Source organism: Bartonella sp. AP72JLCBS, assembly GCF_042195705.1.
In the GTDB taxonomy this organism is placed as follows: Bacteria; Pseudomonadota; Alphaproteobacteria; order Rhizobiales; family Rhizobiaceae; genus Bartonella.
In genome coordinates, this window is sequence record NZ_JBHIOU010000009.1 from 50719 (window position 1) to 64829 (window position 14111).

Genomic DNA, 14111 nt, shown 5'->3' on the forward strand with positions numbered 1-14111 from the left:
TTAAAACCTCAATAAAATCTTGAATTGTTCGCGAACATCGGCGCGCAAAGGAATATTGATGGGTGTTTTGAGTATCTCGACACCACCATTCAGTTCATTGACGTCACACCAAAGCTTTCCAAGGGGGATATCTTGTTTGGGAATGCCGTGAACGAGAATAGAAACAAATGCTGCTTGTTTGCCATCAACATCGTGAAAATCTGTGCGTGCTGCAAGAAACAACAGAGTGCCGGTTGGGGAAGGGTTAAATCTGTTGCCACAATGGTTGTACACACCATCCAAAGCCTGTTCGACAGGCGCTACAGCATAGCATCTGCGATACCCAATCACGCTATTTTGGCTGTCTCTTAACACGAGATAAAGCGTGCGGTTGCTAAACCACTCTGCCATGAGTATATCGCGTTCATGTTTTTTGACCGAACACCACGGAAAATTTGCCAAATCCCAAGGATAATCAATTTGGTTCCAGCTTAACTCCTCGTCAAAGTCATCTATCCAATTACCAATAAGCCTGCCTTCTTCTCTTGTGAGCGTGTGATTGATCTCTGTTGTGCGTCCAAAGGAAAACAAAGTGTCCCCAGCTGTTAAACGAACACCGCTCTCATACTCCAACATGCTGTCATCAAGGCGTGACATATTGCATTCAACAGCTTGCACATCATAACCATAGGTCCCACGGCGAAAATCAGAGCGCAAACTTTTGGAAAGGTCGGTAATCGCTTCAATAGCTTCAAGGCTTTTCCGTTCAGGCAACTGATCAAAATCAAGTTGAAAGGAGTTCCACCATGCGCGCCCCGTCCAGGCGGGTTGAAAGCGTGCTGTAATCTGAAGCCATTCAAGCCCCAACTCTATTGCTGCAAGGGAACCACGCAAGCGCTGCCATTGAATCCCTTGATCAATCAGATCATAGAGATTTGGAACATAAGGTGTAAGCTCTCCAAGCCCGTATTCTTCAATCAACCACGGCAAGAAACGGGGAGGGCGTGTGATCAGTTTTGCGCGTGAAATCCCCAAAACAGAACCATCAATATCTTGATGAAAATCGCAAGCATCGGCAAGGCGCTTTTCAAATTCCGTCGCGTTTGTGGGAAGGAGGGAAGCAACCATTAGCGCGCACGCCCTTTGAAGTTTAAGGTGATTTTTCCAATCGATAAAATTTCTTCATCACAAACCATACTGTCTTGTGTTGGGGTAATGGCAATGACTTTTTGGACACCAGAAATCATTAGTTTTGAAATCCACCACGAGAGGCTTAATTCACGACCAATGGCTTGTTCTTGTTGCCATGCTGTTCTTAAATTTGTTTTCATTGTTGTGAGAATTTTCAAAGATGTTTCTGGTAACAGCCAAACATCTGCTTCTAAATCCAGCACTTTTTTAACAGCAGCGTGAACAATGATTGTATCATTGGTCATGATGATATTTTTTTTGTGAAGAGCTTCTGAAACTGTTTGTATGAGATCTTCAGATGCCGTTCCTTCTTCATTATTACCAAAAAGAGCAACATAGATGGTTGGGTCTTTGCCTTTACGATAAATAATCGCATCCTTCACACAGCTATCGGCTGTTAAGGCGATAAGCTTGTAATAGGGTTCTGTCCCGCTCCCATTACCACCACGGGCATGAAGCTGTATGCGTTCACGATATCTCTCGTCACTTTCACCCTCCATGCGGGCAAGACCATGCCAGTTTCCCAAAGCGTCAAGAGATTCACCGGTTGCAAAATCAAGAATGTTGTTGCGTGCCGCCTCGTTAATACGCTGTCTTAAAAGCAACTCTCGATAGCTAAAAGCCTCAATGACTTTTACAGCCGGATCACTTTCAAGAATGGTATATTCCGGCAAAAGCTCTTTTAAATGGGCAAGAGCAGCAGCGCGTATTTCCTCAAAAGAAAGTTCTGTGATGATTTCGGGTTTTGCAAGCAATCCATTCATTTTATCAATAATCCTTCCATGGTAATGGGCTTGCCGGATGGCAAATAAATGCCTTCAAAGGACAAAGAAACTTGTCCAGCCTCACTCCATTTAAAATCAATTTTTTTCAATTTAAAACGCGGTTCCCACTTGTCTAAAGCCTCAGCAACAGCGGCATAAAGGGCAACAGCAAAAGCATTATTAACCGGTGCATCAATGAGTTCCGCAACACGTGAACCATAATCACGACGCATTACACGCGAACCAATCCGTGTTGACAAAATATCAAGGATTGATTGGCGTAAATGATCAATGCCGGTCAATGACTTTCCTGTTGTACGGTCCATTCCACTGTTCAATTGGGACCTCCTGTCATTGCGCCACTAGAATAAACACCACCATGAACATGTGTTGCTCCTACATTGGTGCCGTTATGCTTTAGTCCACTTGAATGAATGGAAACATTATTTCCAGAATGAAGAGAGAGACTATCATTCGAATTCAGTGAAACGCCACCACCTGCCTTCAAAGAGATGCCGCCTTTTGCGTTTAAATTTATATCGCTTTCTGAAACAATCTTTATGCCTTCCGGTGCCGTAAGCTCTAGCTTGCCACCATCACCTTTTAGTGACACACCATCAGCGATTGTCAGGATAAATTTTCCCCCTGATTTGATGTGAATTCCATAAGTGTTTTGTTCATCATCATATTCAAGGCTGGTTCCATCAGGGTATATCGTTCGGTGAATGCTGCCTTTATCGGCTGCTTGATTAGCATCGGTATGAAGTGAACCAACAATCACCCCTTGTGATAAATCCCCTGATGACGAGATAACAATCACTTGCTCTCCGATATCACGCCCTTCATACGAGCGTGTTTTACCGGCGCGGGCTTGTGTGTCTGGAATCCAGTCACTGACAAGATTGCCACTTGTTATCCGATAGCGTGCGTTTTTATGGTCGACATGGCTAATCTTCCCCACCACAACCATATTGGCCACACGTCTCTTTAGATCTGTGATCTCTTTATCGCGCCGCTCTAACATGTCCACCTTCAATTTTATGGTATTTATCTTTATTTCTCACGCCTGTTTCGGGTTTAAAGCTTAAGAAAGGTTCAACGATTCTTGCTGTTACACTGCCTTCTTCTTCATCCATGTTGGGGATGTTGGTCACATAAATGACTTCAAAGGTTAAAATCGCACCATGGAGCGCTAGGGCGCCATTATCGCCAAAGGCAAAAGCAATATTTTGCAGGCGGCATGTTTCAACTGTGTTGTTGAGATTGGGATTAGCGTAGAAAACCTCCTCAACTTCCCATGCTAATTGATCAACAAAACGTGCGCCATCTTCACATGTCGCATAGCATTCAACATCTAGCGTTAAAACACGCCGCCTTAAGCCAAAATCATGTCCATCTTCAATTGTTTCACTTTGTGTTGAGATATTAATAGCTGGCATTGCTTCAATAAATAAATTGAAGTCACGCATATTGAAAACATTGTCACCAGCTACCGTCTTTGCTGCCTTTATCAAAGCAACAAAGCTTTCCCTTATCGTTTCTCTCGGATGCATGGGAGCTCCTGTTATTTAACATTTATCCTTTTCTTTATATTGGTATCGTGTTATGATACGTAAAAGAACGAATAAAGGTGATTTGGTGATTGAATCTTTTGCGGATAAGCGGTGTAAAGATCTTTTAGAAGGCAATCCGCCCAGAGGCTTTCCCACCACTCTAGTGCGTATAGCCCAAAGAAAATTGTTTATGCTCGATAAAGCAGTTGATCTCAAAGATTTGCGCAGTCCTCCGGGAAATCGTCTAGAAGCATTGAAAGGAGAGCGTAAAGGTCAATATTCTATCCGTATTAATGACCAGTTTCGTATTTGTTTTGAATGGCGCTCTAATGGCGCCTATGAAGTTGAAATCGTAGATTATCATTGATCTGTAGGAGGTCGAGATGAAAAATTATATTGCTATTCATCCCGGAGAAATTTTACGAGAGGAATATTTAAAAGAATATGCTCTCTCTGCTTATGCTCTTGCAAAAGCATTAAATGTTCCACGCACGAGAATAGAACGTATTGTTGCTGAAAATAGTCCAGTGACTCCCGATACAGCTCTCAGATTAGCCTATTTTTTTGATACTACTGCTGAATTTTGGCTTAACATGCAAGCTGCTTATGACGTTAGTATATTACAAACTGAAAAAGCAGACGAATTTGCCAAAATCAATAAATTTGAATGTAGGGTTTAACCACTCCCCACCTTTAACGATAGGGAGGGGAGTTGTGTTTTTAATTAAGCAACCTTTTTAATGGGGTTGTCTAAATTTAGTTCATAAGTTCGCAACAAAGAATCCATACGATGTGGAAGTTCTGAAGCTCCAAAATCTGTCAAAATTGCCAAGATTTTTGTAATATTGGGCACGTCATCTTGAAGCTTTAAAACTAGAACATTTTCTATTGCATTCATAGTTTGAACCAGAGCACTACAATCTTTGTCGCTCACATTTTCATCATTAGAAAATTGAGATAATGCCATCCACAAATCGCATAAGAAGTTGGTATCTATTTTCATTGCACACCCCCAAAGATTTGTTCTCTCAAACATGCCAATCCTCTAGATGTGATTTTCGTTGAAGGGAGCACCTTTTCTGTACCATCCGGTCTTTGAATGGTAATAGCGGGACAATCCATGAATCCTTTCTTGATCTTATCCTGATAAGGTAACAAAGGCGCCCCTGGAGCCCGTCGATACACCCAATCATGTTTACGCAAATAATCGGTCAAATCCTTTGGTCGTACTTCCAACATCTTTGCTGCTTCAATAAGACCGAATAAACCATCAGAGCGTTTTAGACCTTCCAAAGCCTCTGCTTTTGGTGCTAATTCAGCAATGGTGTTATCCTTTTGCTCGATTTGGCTTTGTAGATGATTCAAAACACCAAGCAATGCCTCGGGTTTAGAGTAGTCAACTTGTGGTGTTGTTACTTGTTTCAAAAGCCGTTCACATTTGTTAAAGTATTGACGTGCCTCATGCCCTTTGTCATTACGCTCTATAATCGAAAGATGTTTAGCCATGTCTAATGTAATGTGGTATTCTTTTTCTTTTCCACCGTTTTCTAAATTCAGACTTTATTTCCAAAAACGCAATATAATTCACGTGCGTTAACAGTTTGAACTGTTTACTTGGCCAATAGTTTGTTCTTTAATTTCTATAGAGTATTCATGGTGAACTCCTTACTACTTAGACGTTTTTCATTGACTCTTTAATTAGAAAGTGCCGAGCACTGAAAAACACGGTAGTAAGTCCGTCATTATGCTTTCCTATGAAGGTGTGTTATAGCATAACCACACCCCACAAAATCACTATATGCGAGTAACATACAATGAGTCAAAGCCTTTAATGTGCGAAAATAAACTATCTCGGTAGCTTATCTGCTTAGTATTTAAGGTGTTCGTTAGGTTCCTGTTTCGATTATTCATACTCCTATAATAATATCACTTTTTTCTAAAAATCATAAGCACATATTTACTTTATTTGTCGACTCACTTTAGATTTTCCAGCTTAGTTTTTTATTTATAGTGGAGGGGACAATAATGCTCGACATACTTGATACAATTGCGATGATCGTATGTTTGTTGTCGTTACCGGTGATGGTTGTCGGACTTGTTTTAGTGTGTATAAAAAAATGGTGCAAAAATGGATTGAAAACCCTTGGCATTGGAGTCTTATTATTTCTCGGCTCTGCAATATTAGGTGCGTTTTTTTTTCACAAAATCAAACCAGATCAAGTTGCGTACAATAATGAAATTTTTTCCTCCTCCTCGACTTTATTAATAGATGTTGCTACTCAAAATGAAAGCGTGACAAAGGCACTACCTGAGAATACTGATAAGCAAAGTATCCATGTTCAAGATAAAAAGTCAGACGAAAATGATGGTCTAGGTTTTTGGGGATGGTTCAGGTTAATTTTCTTTGCATTTATTGCATTGTCTATTTTTGTTCATTGGCAAGATAAACGCAACAAACGTTTTAAAGAAAAAGTTTCAGAGCAGGTTTTAATGCCTCCCCCGCATATCCATCCTTCTTCTGATTTATCAGTTGTTAATAAAATGTCGCCGGAACTTGAAAAAAAACGGTTAGAAAAGAGGGTACAGATCGTTCTCCTTTGTGCTCTACTGATTGGAGGCATTGTGGTAACAGTAACTATTACGCCATGGTTATTAGTACCCATTCTTATTGTTTTAATTTTTGTTATTATTGCTTATCGTGAGACAAAAAAGGAAAAAAGCTTTGAGCAAGAAGTTGCTCTGTGGCAATCAGATATTCCTCCCTCTAATTTTGAGGAAGCATGTGAAATGTTTCAAGAACTTGACGCAAGTGAATATGATTATCGTTTAGTACAAAATGAAAAACTGTTGGGAGTTCAAGAACGCGTTACCTTCGATATTGGCGAAAAGACTCCGATTTTAGGACGTCTTTTAGTAACAAATCAAGCTATTGTATTTGAAAGCCCTGAAGATAATGAAAGGACTACTTGGGCAAGAATTGCATCAGTAACTATAACATACCAAGGATGTCACATCAGTCACCGTACCGGCGCACCATGGAATTACCGATTTAGTGCTATTCCAAATCCAAGGTTTGCAGCAGTAATCCGAGTTCTTGGGCAGCCTTATTGATTTTGAAACACACAAGACAAAGGTTACTCATTGTTTTAGCTCCCGCAAGATAAGCTTATACATACCGGATTCTGAAGCTTGTACATCTATCACAATGAAATGCTCTTGAGAAGAGGGGGCTTTGTTGTTTTCAGGAGAGATGATCACAATACTATCTTGAGGTTTTGGTGGTAATCCTCCAATGTCATTGATACAAAGATCAAGTTCCTTTCTTGCAATTGTGGTGGAGATTCTGCCACCGGCGTCCGATTCTGAATGCTTAATGCCGTAAATCGCTGTGATACGAAAAGATTGCTCGTTGTCTTTTCGTGTGTAGATGATGGGCTGCCCAAAAGTGTTGCGCACATCTTTAACCATTTGGTTTAGCAGCCCATGCCATCGCATGTTATTTTCCTCCACTGACCGCTTTAAACAGCATTTCAGGGCGTGTACAGATGTAAAGCGGATAGCTATAGACCCTCCCCGGTTTTACCCATGCATTACGGTCGTGGTCGACGATAAGCATCGTGTAGAGAGGTCTTCCAACCGTGTTGGCAAAATCCAAGCTTTCACCAGGAGCAAAGGTTTTTTGGAAGACACCAGGCGCATCAACAGGAAAGAATTGACATTCATCAGGCTTAATGCCTATGGCGCGCTTTGTTCCAGCTTTCGCACTTACATTATAGTTGTGGATACTCCGGTAATTAATGAAAGTGACACCCGCAAAGTCAAAACTGCCAAAGCTCCCAGAGCCAATCGAACTTGGTGTTGCAACACCTCCGGCGCTATTGAGTGTCTGTGCTAAGGCTGTGTTTAAATAGGTCTCCCGAATTGTTTTATGGTTTTTCAATTTGGAGAAAAATTCATTTCCACAAAGCCCAATAATCCGTGAACGATCAGAAAATGCTCCTTTTGAAGCCTCAATCATCCTCATAATGACTTGATCAACATGGTCCGCAACATTGGTTGTTTCTGTATTTAGTTTAAAGTCAACGGGTTTTGGTGGTGCGATTTCCCATTCCTTGTACCAATCGACAATAACAGAGCCATCGGCATCAAGAACCACCCCTTGAACAGCGCCAAGTTGCATATTTTCCCATGTCAATTCTATTTCAGAAATCAGTTTCTTTTGTTTTCTGGCAATATATTTCATTGCTGTCTCTAACTGATCTTCTGTCCCAAATTCACGCCGGTTTTGGATTTCTTCTGATTTCACCGTATCACTTTTGGCAATCCGTGTTGTTTTGAAAAACCGAAGATTACGACCCTCTCTATCACCTTCTGCCAAAGGTGCCCCGCGTTCACTGGTTTGAATAAGCGAAAATGTATTATCACGCCGTTCAATACCAACCACTGTGGTACTGGTTTCAACTTCTTCAAAAAGATTAAGAGAACTTACAAGACCAGGTTGAAACTCATAGTTTTCGATGGCTTTCATCATTGTGATGCTTGAGAAAGCATCATGTTTAAAAAAATTCATATCCATGTGTGCATTCTCCTATCGCAATAGAATGTTGTTATGGTCTTCGAGAGACTGAATGGCAGCACTTTTTTGTTCGTCTGTAATGGCATCTGGCCATAGCAGTTCAGAAGCTTTTACAGTGCATAAGCGTGCTGTCATCACGGCACGTTGATCTGCTTCAGAGGCATCAACAGTGGCAAAAGAAATCCTCGCAGGGATTTGACTGCCATCTGCTGCTGCTGGATTAAGGGGGGTATATTTTTGTGATGCTGTAATTTTCCCCATGACAGTTCCCGCTTCAATGAATGCTCCTGATGCAAACACCACTTCTTCATTTGACATATCGGGGTCGTAGGGTCCAAGATAAGCGCCATTGCGTACGTCGTCATAAATAATATTCGTCATTTCACTGCCCTCCAAGCTGCTTCCCATTTTGCATGAATCTTTGCCTTGCTCGTCCCATCACTATGAGGGGTATAAGGCGAGACTTTTAAAGACGCGCTTTGAGAGCTAGCAGCCGTCAACACACACTGGCGTGCTTTCTCGATACTCATACCGTTTTGAATAGCTTTTGCTGCGTCAAAAGAAACGCCTAAGTGCTTTGCTTGCCTTTCAAGGGTTGTTAGTGCTTTTGCGCGCTTTCTTTCTTTTTCAAGAGCAGCTTTTATGTTTTCCTGCTTGTCCTCATTGTCTTCATCTTCATCTTCGTTTTCTTCGTCGTCAAAGATTTCGGCGTTTTTGTCGATGTCACTATCGTCTTCGTCCTCTTCCTCGTCATTGATGATGTCGACGATCTTTTCGTCATCCTCTTCTTCAGCGCGGTATTGTGTGCGTGCCATGTGTTTTGTCCTTCTTTTTCTGTTGATGTTGGGTTTTGTGATATGGAATCCGTTAAAGCTTCCAACGCTTGCGCAAGAGTGCCCTGCGCATCTGCTAATCCAAGCGTGATCGCTTGGGTGCCTATAAAAGTTTCTGCTTTTGTGTCACGAATTGCAGCAGCATTTAAGCGTCTGTTTTGCGCCACCAAATCGACAAACATCTCGTAGAGCAGGGCGCAATCGGCTTGCATTTTTATCTGTGCTGTATCGCTCAAGGGTTCATGAGGGTTGCCATGGGTTTTGTGATCACCTTCAAAGACAAAGGTCCATTTATGCCCGTGTTTTTCATCTGCACGGGACTGGTCAAGATGGGCACAAACAACTCCAATCGAGCCCACAACCCCTGTACGAGCTACCCATATTTGAGAAGCCGCACAAGCAATGGCATAAGCTGCAGAACAGGCAAACTCATTGGCATGTGCCCAAATGGGCTTGTCGTATTGTTTTGAGAGTGTTTGAAACTCTTCAACCAAATCAAACACACCACCGGCTTCTCCACCGCCGCTGTCAATATCAAATAAAACAGCGCGAACATCATGTTGTGCAATGGCTTCACGAAAAGAAGCGCTTAAACCTTCATAAGAGGTTAGCCCCGATAAAGCCCCAAGCCATGCACCACGGCGCACAAGCGTGCCATGAACTGGTAGGATAGCAACATTGTTTTGTACTACATAAGTTTCAGGGGGTCTTAAAGCTTCTGTATTCTCTTGCGAATAAGCTTCAATGGGAAACTTTTCTCCCTCAAAAAGGCGTGGTGCAAGAGCATTCAAAATGATATCAAGCTTTGTCGAGGCAAGCATATGAGGAACCCCAAAAAGCCGTGATGCCAAAAACGGCATGTCGAGATTATTCACCATTTTTATGTGCCTCACTGCCTTGGTTACTTTCAGAAGTCTCAGAAGGGTCTGAATCTGCGGTATCAATCACTTGATTGCTACCAGAGGGCGCTGCCATATCCGTGTCAAAAGATAAGCCGCGCGCACGAGCGTCTGTGTGCTCTTCTTGCAGTTCGGCATGAATGCTGTCGATATCAAAGCCACGCTCGGCAAGTGCCATGCGTCGTGTTTTCAAGCCTGCACGGATTTCTTCTTTTTCCGCTGAGATATCCTTGTTTGGATCAATCATTTCAAGCGGGGGTGCAAAGCTTTCACATTGAAGCCATGGCAAGGAATTTTCTTCCCACCCTGGCAAATTGACACATCCAGAAAGCACTGCCATTTCAACAAAACGCTCCCAAACAATGCGGTTAAACTGAAAGGCAATAATATGTTCACGCCATTGTTTGACGTGCCGTCTAAACTGAATGATAGAGGTACGCACATTAGAAAAATTCCCCCGCGTAACGTCTCCAGTCACAACGGCATAAGGCATATTAAGTGCTGCACAAATTTTCAAGATATTGCGAAATTGAAAAGCCTCGTAAGAACCACCAACCTCAACAGGGGTTGAAAATGTAATTTGTTTTTCGCCATCGACCACGTTAACTGAGCCAGGGTAAATTGGATGCTCTTCGGGTACCTCTTCAATCTTCTTTTCTACCTTCTGTTCAATTTTCGTTTTTTCACGATTATCCTCTAACTCTGCCTCATGAGATTCCTTCCCTGTAATAAACACCGCAAAAAGAGCCGCTGTTTTTTTTCGTTCAAGCTCTGCATCATCATAGGATTCGAGTTGAAAGATCTTTGTCATAGCGCGCGTTATTTTGGGAGAACCGCGCAATTGTCCGGCAATACGGCGCTCTTTGATGTGAAGGACCATTTCAGCAGGGACGCGCACGCGCTCTTGGCTCTCAAATGCCATATTTGCAGGGACATCATCATAGGGGTGATGTTCCCAGAAATGATAAGCAACGCGCTTACCACTGGCGTTAAATTCAATCCCCATACGAATGTAATTGCCTTCAATCTCAGCAGGTCCATTGTAGGTAAGGTCTAGCATTTCGGTTGGATAAACTTGCAATTGAAGAGGCACGCCAGAGCGCCCGTAGAGGTCAACATAATGCAATCTTACAAAGCACTCTCCGGTTAAAAAGACCTCTCGTGCAATGGTTGCTTGCAGCCCATAAAAGCTGGTATCTTCATCATAATCGGCTTCATCAACCCATTGCCACCATAAGTCTAAAAGCTTTTTCTTTTCTTCTTGAAAGCCTTCAATACGAGGATAAGGTTTAATCCCATCACTTACAGCCGCAGAGACCCATTCCTCCGTTGCAGACCCATAAAGAGATTCATTGTCATAAAGCCATCTTGAACGGGCAACAATGGTATCACCGCATTCCTCAATGGCTTTATTGATATGTTTTTTGGCGGGGTCAAAACCACCCATGCGACGGCTTTTACTTGCCGCTTCAAAATGGGGATTGTGTTGACGAGAAATTGTAAAAAAGCCCGTGAGTTTATTGATAAAGCCAGCCATTAATAGCCTCGTGATATATTAAAATAGAAAACGCGTGAACGCTTGCGCCCTTCAAGGTTGGCTATTTGTGTGTTCAGCATCTCAAGCGCTCTGCGCAGTTCCTCAACAGAGCGGTTGCTTACTTGCTTATCGCCATGGCGTACCGATTGTGCACCTGAATAAAGAGCCTCTTCAATTTGTTCACGCCGCCTTTTTAAGTTTTCAAGTCTTTCAATTTTACTGTTAATTGGTTCTAAAGTTTCACCCACAAATTACCTCCAATCCCCTCGCATATAAGGATTCATCATTGTTCTGAATGGCTTCTTTTGAGGCTGTGCTGTCTGAGATCTTCTTGGAGAAGGAGAGGGCACATGTTCTGATGTTGGCTGTTCTAAAGCGCCTTCAATTTTAAGTTTTTCCAGACGCTCTTCTAAGATATCGACTTCTCGATTAAGGTTTATTCCTGCCGAAATCAGACCTTGTAAAGCAGCATAAGCATAGACCCTACAGTCCAAGGCTTCGTTTCTTGCCTTTTCACTTTTTTGCCATTCAATACGCTTGAAGCCTTTAAAATATTTGATGACTTTTCTTTCAGCGGTCAGTTGGTCAAAATATTCTCGATCAAGGCTTTTGTGAAAGTGTGTTGCACCAGCCCCCGATGCTTCAGAACCGGATTTTTTAAACCGTGCTGTGATAATATCTTTTGCTGCATCAACCCCAACAATATAGAGATTAATCTGTCCTTTATTGTTTTTGCTTGGTCGGCGTGGCCAGACCGCACGCCATCCCGCTTGTCCCTTAATCCCCCAGATACGTCGTCCCTCACGCGGGCGCACATAATTATAAACCGCTTGTGTGTGTCCACCACCGGTATCAATACAAGCAGCCGTTATCTTGATGCCATCTTTATAGCCTGGATGTGGCCAGCGTCTTGTAAGGTATTCATCCAGCTGGTCCCAGACTTCAAAAGAAGAGGGATCACCAAGGATGATCTGATAATCAATATGCCAACTTTCTTCACTACGCCCCCATCCCACCACTTCAAGTTCTAAGCGGTCATTTTGCACATCAATACCCGCTGTTAACAACACGGCTTGTTCTGGTACCAAAGGATAATCTTCGCGTTTTGCATAGAGGCTATCAGGATCAACAACTTCGCCTGTTCTGTCTTCCCATGGCTCTCCAAGCACTGTGTTGACAAAAGGCTGCAAAAGTGCCGGATCATCCTTGGCATCTAAAAACTCTCTTGCGCATTCCCCCCAAGTAAGCCAAGGTGAATAGAGTGCCGAAATATGGTAAGAACGCAAATTCGGTCTGCTTGATTCACTGGTTGGTACCCAACATGCTCCTCGTTCTTCACACATGAGATCTGTTTTTCGGTGCTCAGCATGTTCATGACCACAATGCGCACAAACAAAAACAGCTTTTTCGGGAACCCCTTTCGGCCATTTGATTTGTGACCAAACAATCGGCTGTAGAACACCACATGCATCACAAGGCACGTTGTAATATCGCTGGTCTCCTAGTACAAAATCTTTGGCAATACGGCTTGTGTCACGGTGGGTGGGTGTGGACAATTTAAAGATCTTTCGTTGTACAAAGGTTGATGTGCGCTTTTCGGCAATCATCACCGGATCACCTTCGTTATCGACACTGAGAGGATAGGCATCCACCTCATCTAAAATCAGATAACGAATAGGCATGGAACGCAAACCAGCAGCACTGTTGGCTCCTGTAAGCATCAATGCCCCACCATCAAACTCTTTCGAAAACATGGTATTCCCGCTGTCGCGTGCCCGCGCTGGGGCAATGCGTTCGCTTAAAGCAGGGCTTGCCATAATCATAGGATCAAGCCGCGTCTTTGAAAGCTTTTTGGCTGTCTCAACCGTTGGCATGACATAAAGGGCAGGTCCCGGACTATAATGAATAGCATAACCGCAGAAATTTAATCCTGCCTCTGACATGCCAACTTGCGCCCCTTTCATGACAATAGTTGTTTCAATTGGTTTGTGAGAGGAAAGGTTATCCATGATTTCACGCAAATAGGGGGTCCGCTTTGTTCTCCACAATCCAGGTTCAGCACTTGCTACCGTGCTAAGGTATCTATTCTTATCCGCCCATTGCGAAACCGTGTACGGTGGGTCGGGTTGTCGTGCGTTATTGGCATTAGCGAAAAATTCTTCGACTGCATTGTCATCCATTATTCGTTTCTTGCAAGTTCTCTAACTCTGGAGAATGAGGATCATGAAAAGGCACTGGAATATTAACCGCCTCAAGTAAAGCGGTTCTCATGTAATAATCAATAGCACCAATAAGGCTGGCTGCATCACATCCAACTTGTGCAGCAATGCTTGCACCAAAACGATGCGGAAAATTCAACATAGCGTCACGGTGTGCTCTTCCAAACTCACGGGCTGCTCTCTTGACTTCTTCACGGTCAACGGTTGTTTCGCGTAAGCGTTCAAGGGCAATCTTTTCGCTTTCAAGCGCAACTTGCATTCGCTCCAGTTTTATCTTGTATTCATTAGCGCCCTCTGTGGAGGCTTGTTTGATCTTTGTCCGCGGTTGACCATCAGGCGCTAAAAATGGAGCAGGGCGCTTTGTTGGATTCTCATTCCAGATGCTTGTGGCAAGGGCTTCATTGACAGAACCATCTTCAAAAAGAGCCTTATCAAATTTCCCTGTCTTAAATCGAGAAACCACCGCATTATGTGAAACACCTATCTTTTTTGCAAACGCACGAACCGATAGACCCTTACGCGTTTTCTTATTCATAGTTGCTCCTTGCTTTTTCTCTGCC

The 14111-nt window shown here is 42.9% G+C and carries 18 protein-coding genes and 1 pseudogene; 3 read left to right on the plus strand and 16 right to left on the minus strand.

Going from position 1 to position 14111, the window contains the following annotated elements:
- The 5 genes from ACFILO_RS06140 to ACFILO_RS06160 are packed head-to-tail and all read right to left on the minus strand — an operon-like array spanning position 1 to position 3487.
- Complete coding sequence (locus ACFILO_RS06140) at positions 1-1107, minus strand: phage tail protein (RefSeq protein WP_375677989.1); 1107 nt, start codon at positions 1105-1107, stop codon at positions 1-3.
- Positions 1107-1934, minus strand: coding sequence for a baseplate J/gp47 family protein (locus tag ACFILO_RS06145; RefSeq protein ID WP_375677990.1), 828 nt, complete (start codon positions 1932-1934; stop codon positions 1107-1109). The genes ACFILO_RS06140 and ACFILO_RS06145 overlap by 1 nt, the downstream gene beginning before the upstream one ends.
- The gene (locus ACFILO_RS06150) at positions 1931-2272 is read right to left on the minus strand and encodes a GPW/gp25 family protein (protein ID WP_208438644.1); all 342 of its coding nucleotides are present in this window, start codon (positions 2270-2272) and stop codon (positions 1931-1933) included. The genes ACFILO_RS06145 and ACFILO_RS06150 overlap by 4 nt, the downstream gene beginning before the upstream one ends.
- The gene (locus tag ACFILO_RS06155) at positions 2269-2958 is read right to left on the minus strand and encodes a phage baseplate assembly protein V (RefSeq protein ID WP_375677991.1); all 690 of its coding nucleotides are present in this window, start codon (positions 2956-2958) and stop codon (positions 2269-2271) included. Before ACFILO_RS06155 ends, ACFILO_RS06150 begins: the two co-directional genes overlap by 4 nt.
- The gene (locus tag ACFILO_RS06160) at positions 2939-3487 is read right to left on the minus strand and encodes a hypothetical protein (RefSeq protein WP_375677992.1); all 549 of its coding nucleotides are present in this window, start codon (positions 3485-3487) and stop codon (positions 2939-2941) included. The genes ACFILO_RS06155 and ACFILO_RS06160 overlap by 20 nt, the downstream gene beginning before the upstream one ends.
- Positions 3488-3539: 52 nt before the next feature.
- On the opposite strand from ACFILO_RS06160, the gene ACFILO_RS06165 reads away from it, so the two are divergent.
- Together ACFILO_RS06165 and ACFILO_RS06170 are read left to right on the plus strand one after the other, a co-directional pair.
- Positions 3540-3854: a type II toxin-antitoxin system RelE/ParE family toxin gene (locus ACFILO_RS06165; RefSeq protein ID WP_273790985.1), complete on the plus strand. Its 315-nt coding sequence runs from the start codon at positions 3540-3542 to the stop codon at positions 3852-3854.
- Between the two features lie 16 nt (positions 3855-3870).
- Positions 3871-4167, plus strand: coding sequence for a HigA family addiction module antitoxin (locus ACFILO_RS06170; protein WP_004861504.1), 297 nt, complete (start codon positions 3871-3873; stop codon positions 4165-4167).
- A 44-nt stretch (positions 4168-4211) separates the two neighbouring features.
- On the opposite strand, the gene ACFILO_RS06175 is transcribed toward ACFILO_RS06170, so the two are convergent.
- Positions 4212-4490: a hypothetical protein gene (locus ACFILO_RS06175; RefSeq protein ID WP_375677993.1), complete on the minus strand. Its 279-nt coding sequence runs from the start codon at positions 4488-4490 to the stop codon at positions 4212-4214.
- A pseudogene (locus ACFILO_RS06180) lies at positions 4487-5131 on the minus strand (phage antirepressor KilAC domain-containing protein). The gene ACFILO_RS06175 and the pseudogene ACFILO_RS06180 overlap by 4 nt, the downstream one beginning before the upstream one ends.
- Positions 5132-5512: 381 nt before the next feature.
- Here ACFILO_RS06180 and ACFILO_RS06185 point away from each other — a divergent pair.
- Positions 5513-6598, plus strand: a complete 1086-nt coding sequence (locus tag ACFILO_RS06185) for a hypothetical protein (RefSeq protein WP_375654031.1) — start codon at positions 5513-5515, stop codon at positions 6596-6598.
- A gap of 27 nt (positions 6599-6625) precedes the next feature.
- Here the strand turns inward: ACFILO_RS06185 and ACFILO_RS06190 are convergent, their stop codons facing one another.
- Genes ACFILO_RS06190 through ACFILO_RS06230 form a run of 9 tightly spaced genes read right to left on the minus strand, consistent with a single transcriptional unit; the run spans position 6626 to position 14086 of the window.
- A complete protein-coding gene (locus ACFILO_RS06190; protein ID WP_375677994.1) occupies positions 6626-6982 on the minus strand; it encodes a hypothetical protein in 357 nt (118 codons plus the stop codon).
- 1 nt (position 6983) lies between these two features.
- Entirely contained in the window at positions 6984-8063 is a 1080-nt protein-coding gene (locus ACFILO_RS06195; RefSeq protein WP_375677995.1) for a major capsid protein, read from the minus strand.
- A gap of 12 nt (positions 8064-8075) precedes the next feature.
- Positions 8076-8444 carry a head decoration protein gene (locus tag ACFILO_RS06200; RefSeq protein ID WP_375677996.1) on the minus strand — a complete coding sequence of 123 codons (369 nt, stop codon included), beginning with the start codon at positions 8442-8444 and terminating at the stop codon, positions 8076-8078.
- Positions 8441-8821, minus strand: coding sequence for a hypothetical protein (locus ACFILO_RS06205; RefSeq protein WP_375632645.1), 381 nt, complete (start codon positions 8819-8821; stop codon positions 8441-8443). The genes ACFILO_RS06200 and ACFILO_RS06205 overlap by 4 nt, the downstream gene beginning before the upstream one ends.
- A complete protein-coding gene (locus tag ACFILO_RS06210; RefSeq protein ID WP_375677997.1) occupies positions 8704-9774 on the minus strand; it encodes a S49 family peptidase in 1071 nt (356 codons plus the stop codon). Before ACFILO_RS06210 ends, ACFILO_RS06205 begins: the two co-directional genes overlap by 118 nt.
- Positions 9764-11332, minus strand: coding sequence for a phage portal protein (locus tag ACFILO_RS06215; protein WP_375677998.1), 1569 nt, complete (start codon positions 11330-11332; stop codon positions 9764-9766). Before ACFILO_RS06215 ends, ACFILO_RS06210 begins: the two co-directional genes overlap by 11 nt.
- Positions 11332-11580: a phage head-tail joining protein gene (locus tag ACFILO_RS06220; protein WP_375613951.1), complete on the minus strand. Its 249-nt coding sequence runs from the start codon at positions 11578-11580 to the stop codon at positions 11332-11334. The genes ACFILO_RS06215 and ACFILO_RS06220 overlap by 1 nt, the downstream gene beginning before the upstream one ends.
- Before the next feature lie 3 nt (positions 11581-11583).
- On the minus strand, positions 11584-13512 hold the full coding sequence (locus ACFILO_RS06225) for a phage terminase large subunit family protein (protein WP_375677999.1): 1929 nt from the start codon (positions 13510-13512) through the stop codon (positions 11584-11586).
- Positions 13505-14086 carry a hypothetical protein gene (locus ACFILO_RS06230; RefSeq protein WP_375678000.1) on the minus strand — a complete coding sequence of 194 codons (582 nt, stop codon included), beginning with the start codon at positions 14084-14086 and terminating at the stop codon, positions 13505-13507. Before ACFILO_RS06230 ends, ACFILO_RS06225 begins: the two co-directional genes overlap by 8 nt.
- Positions 14087-14111: the final 25 nt, after the last annotated feature.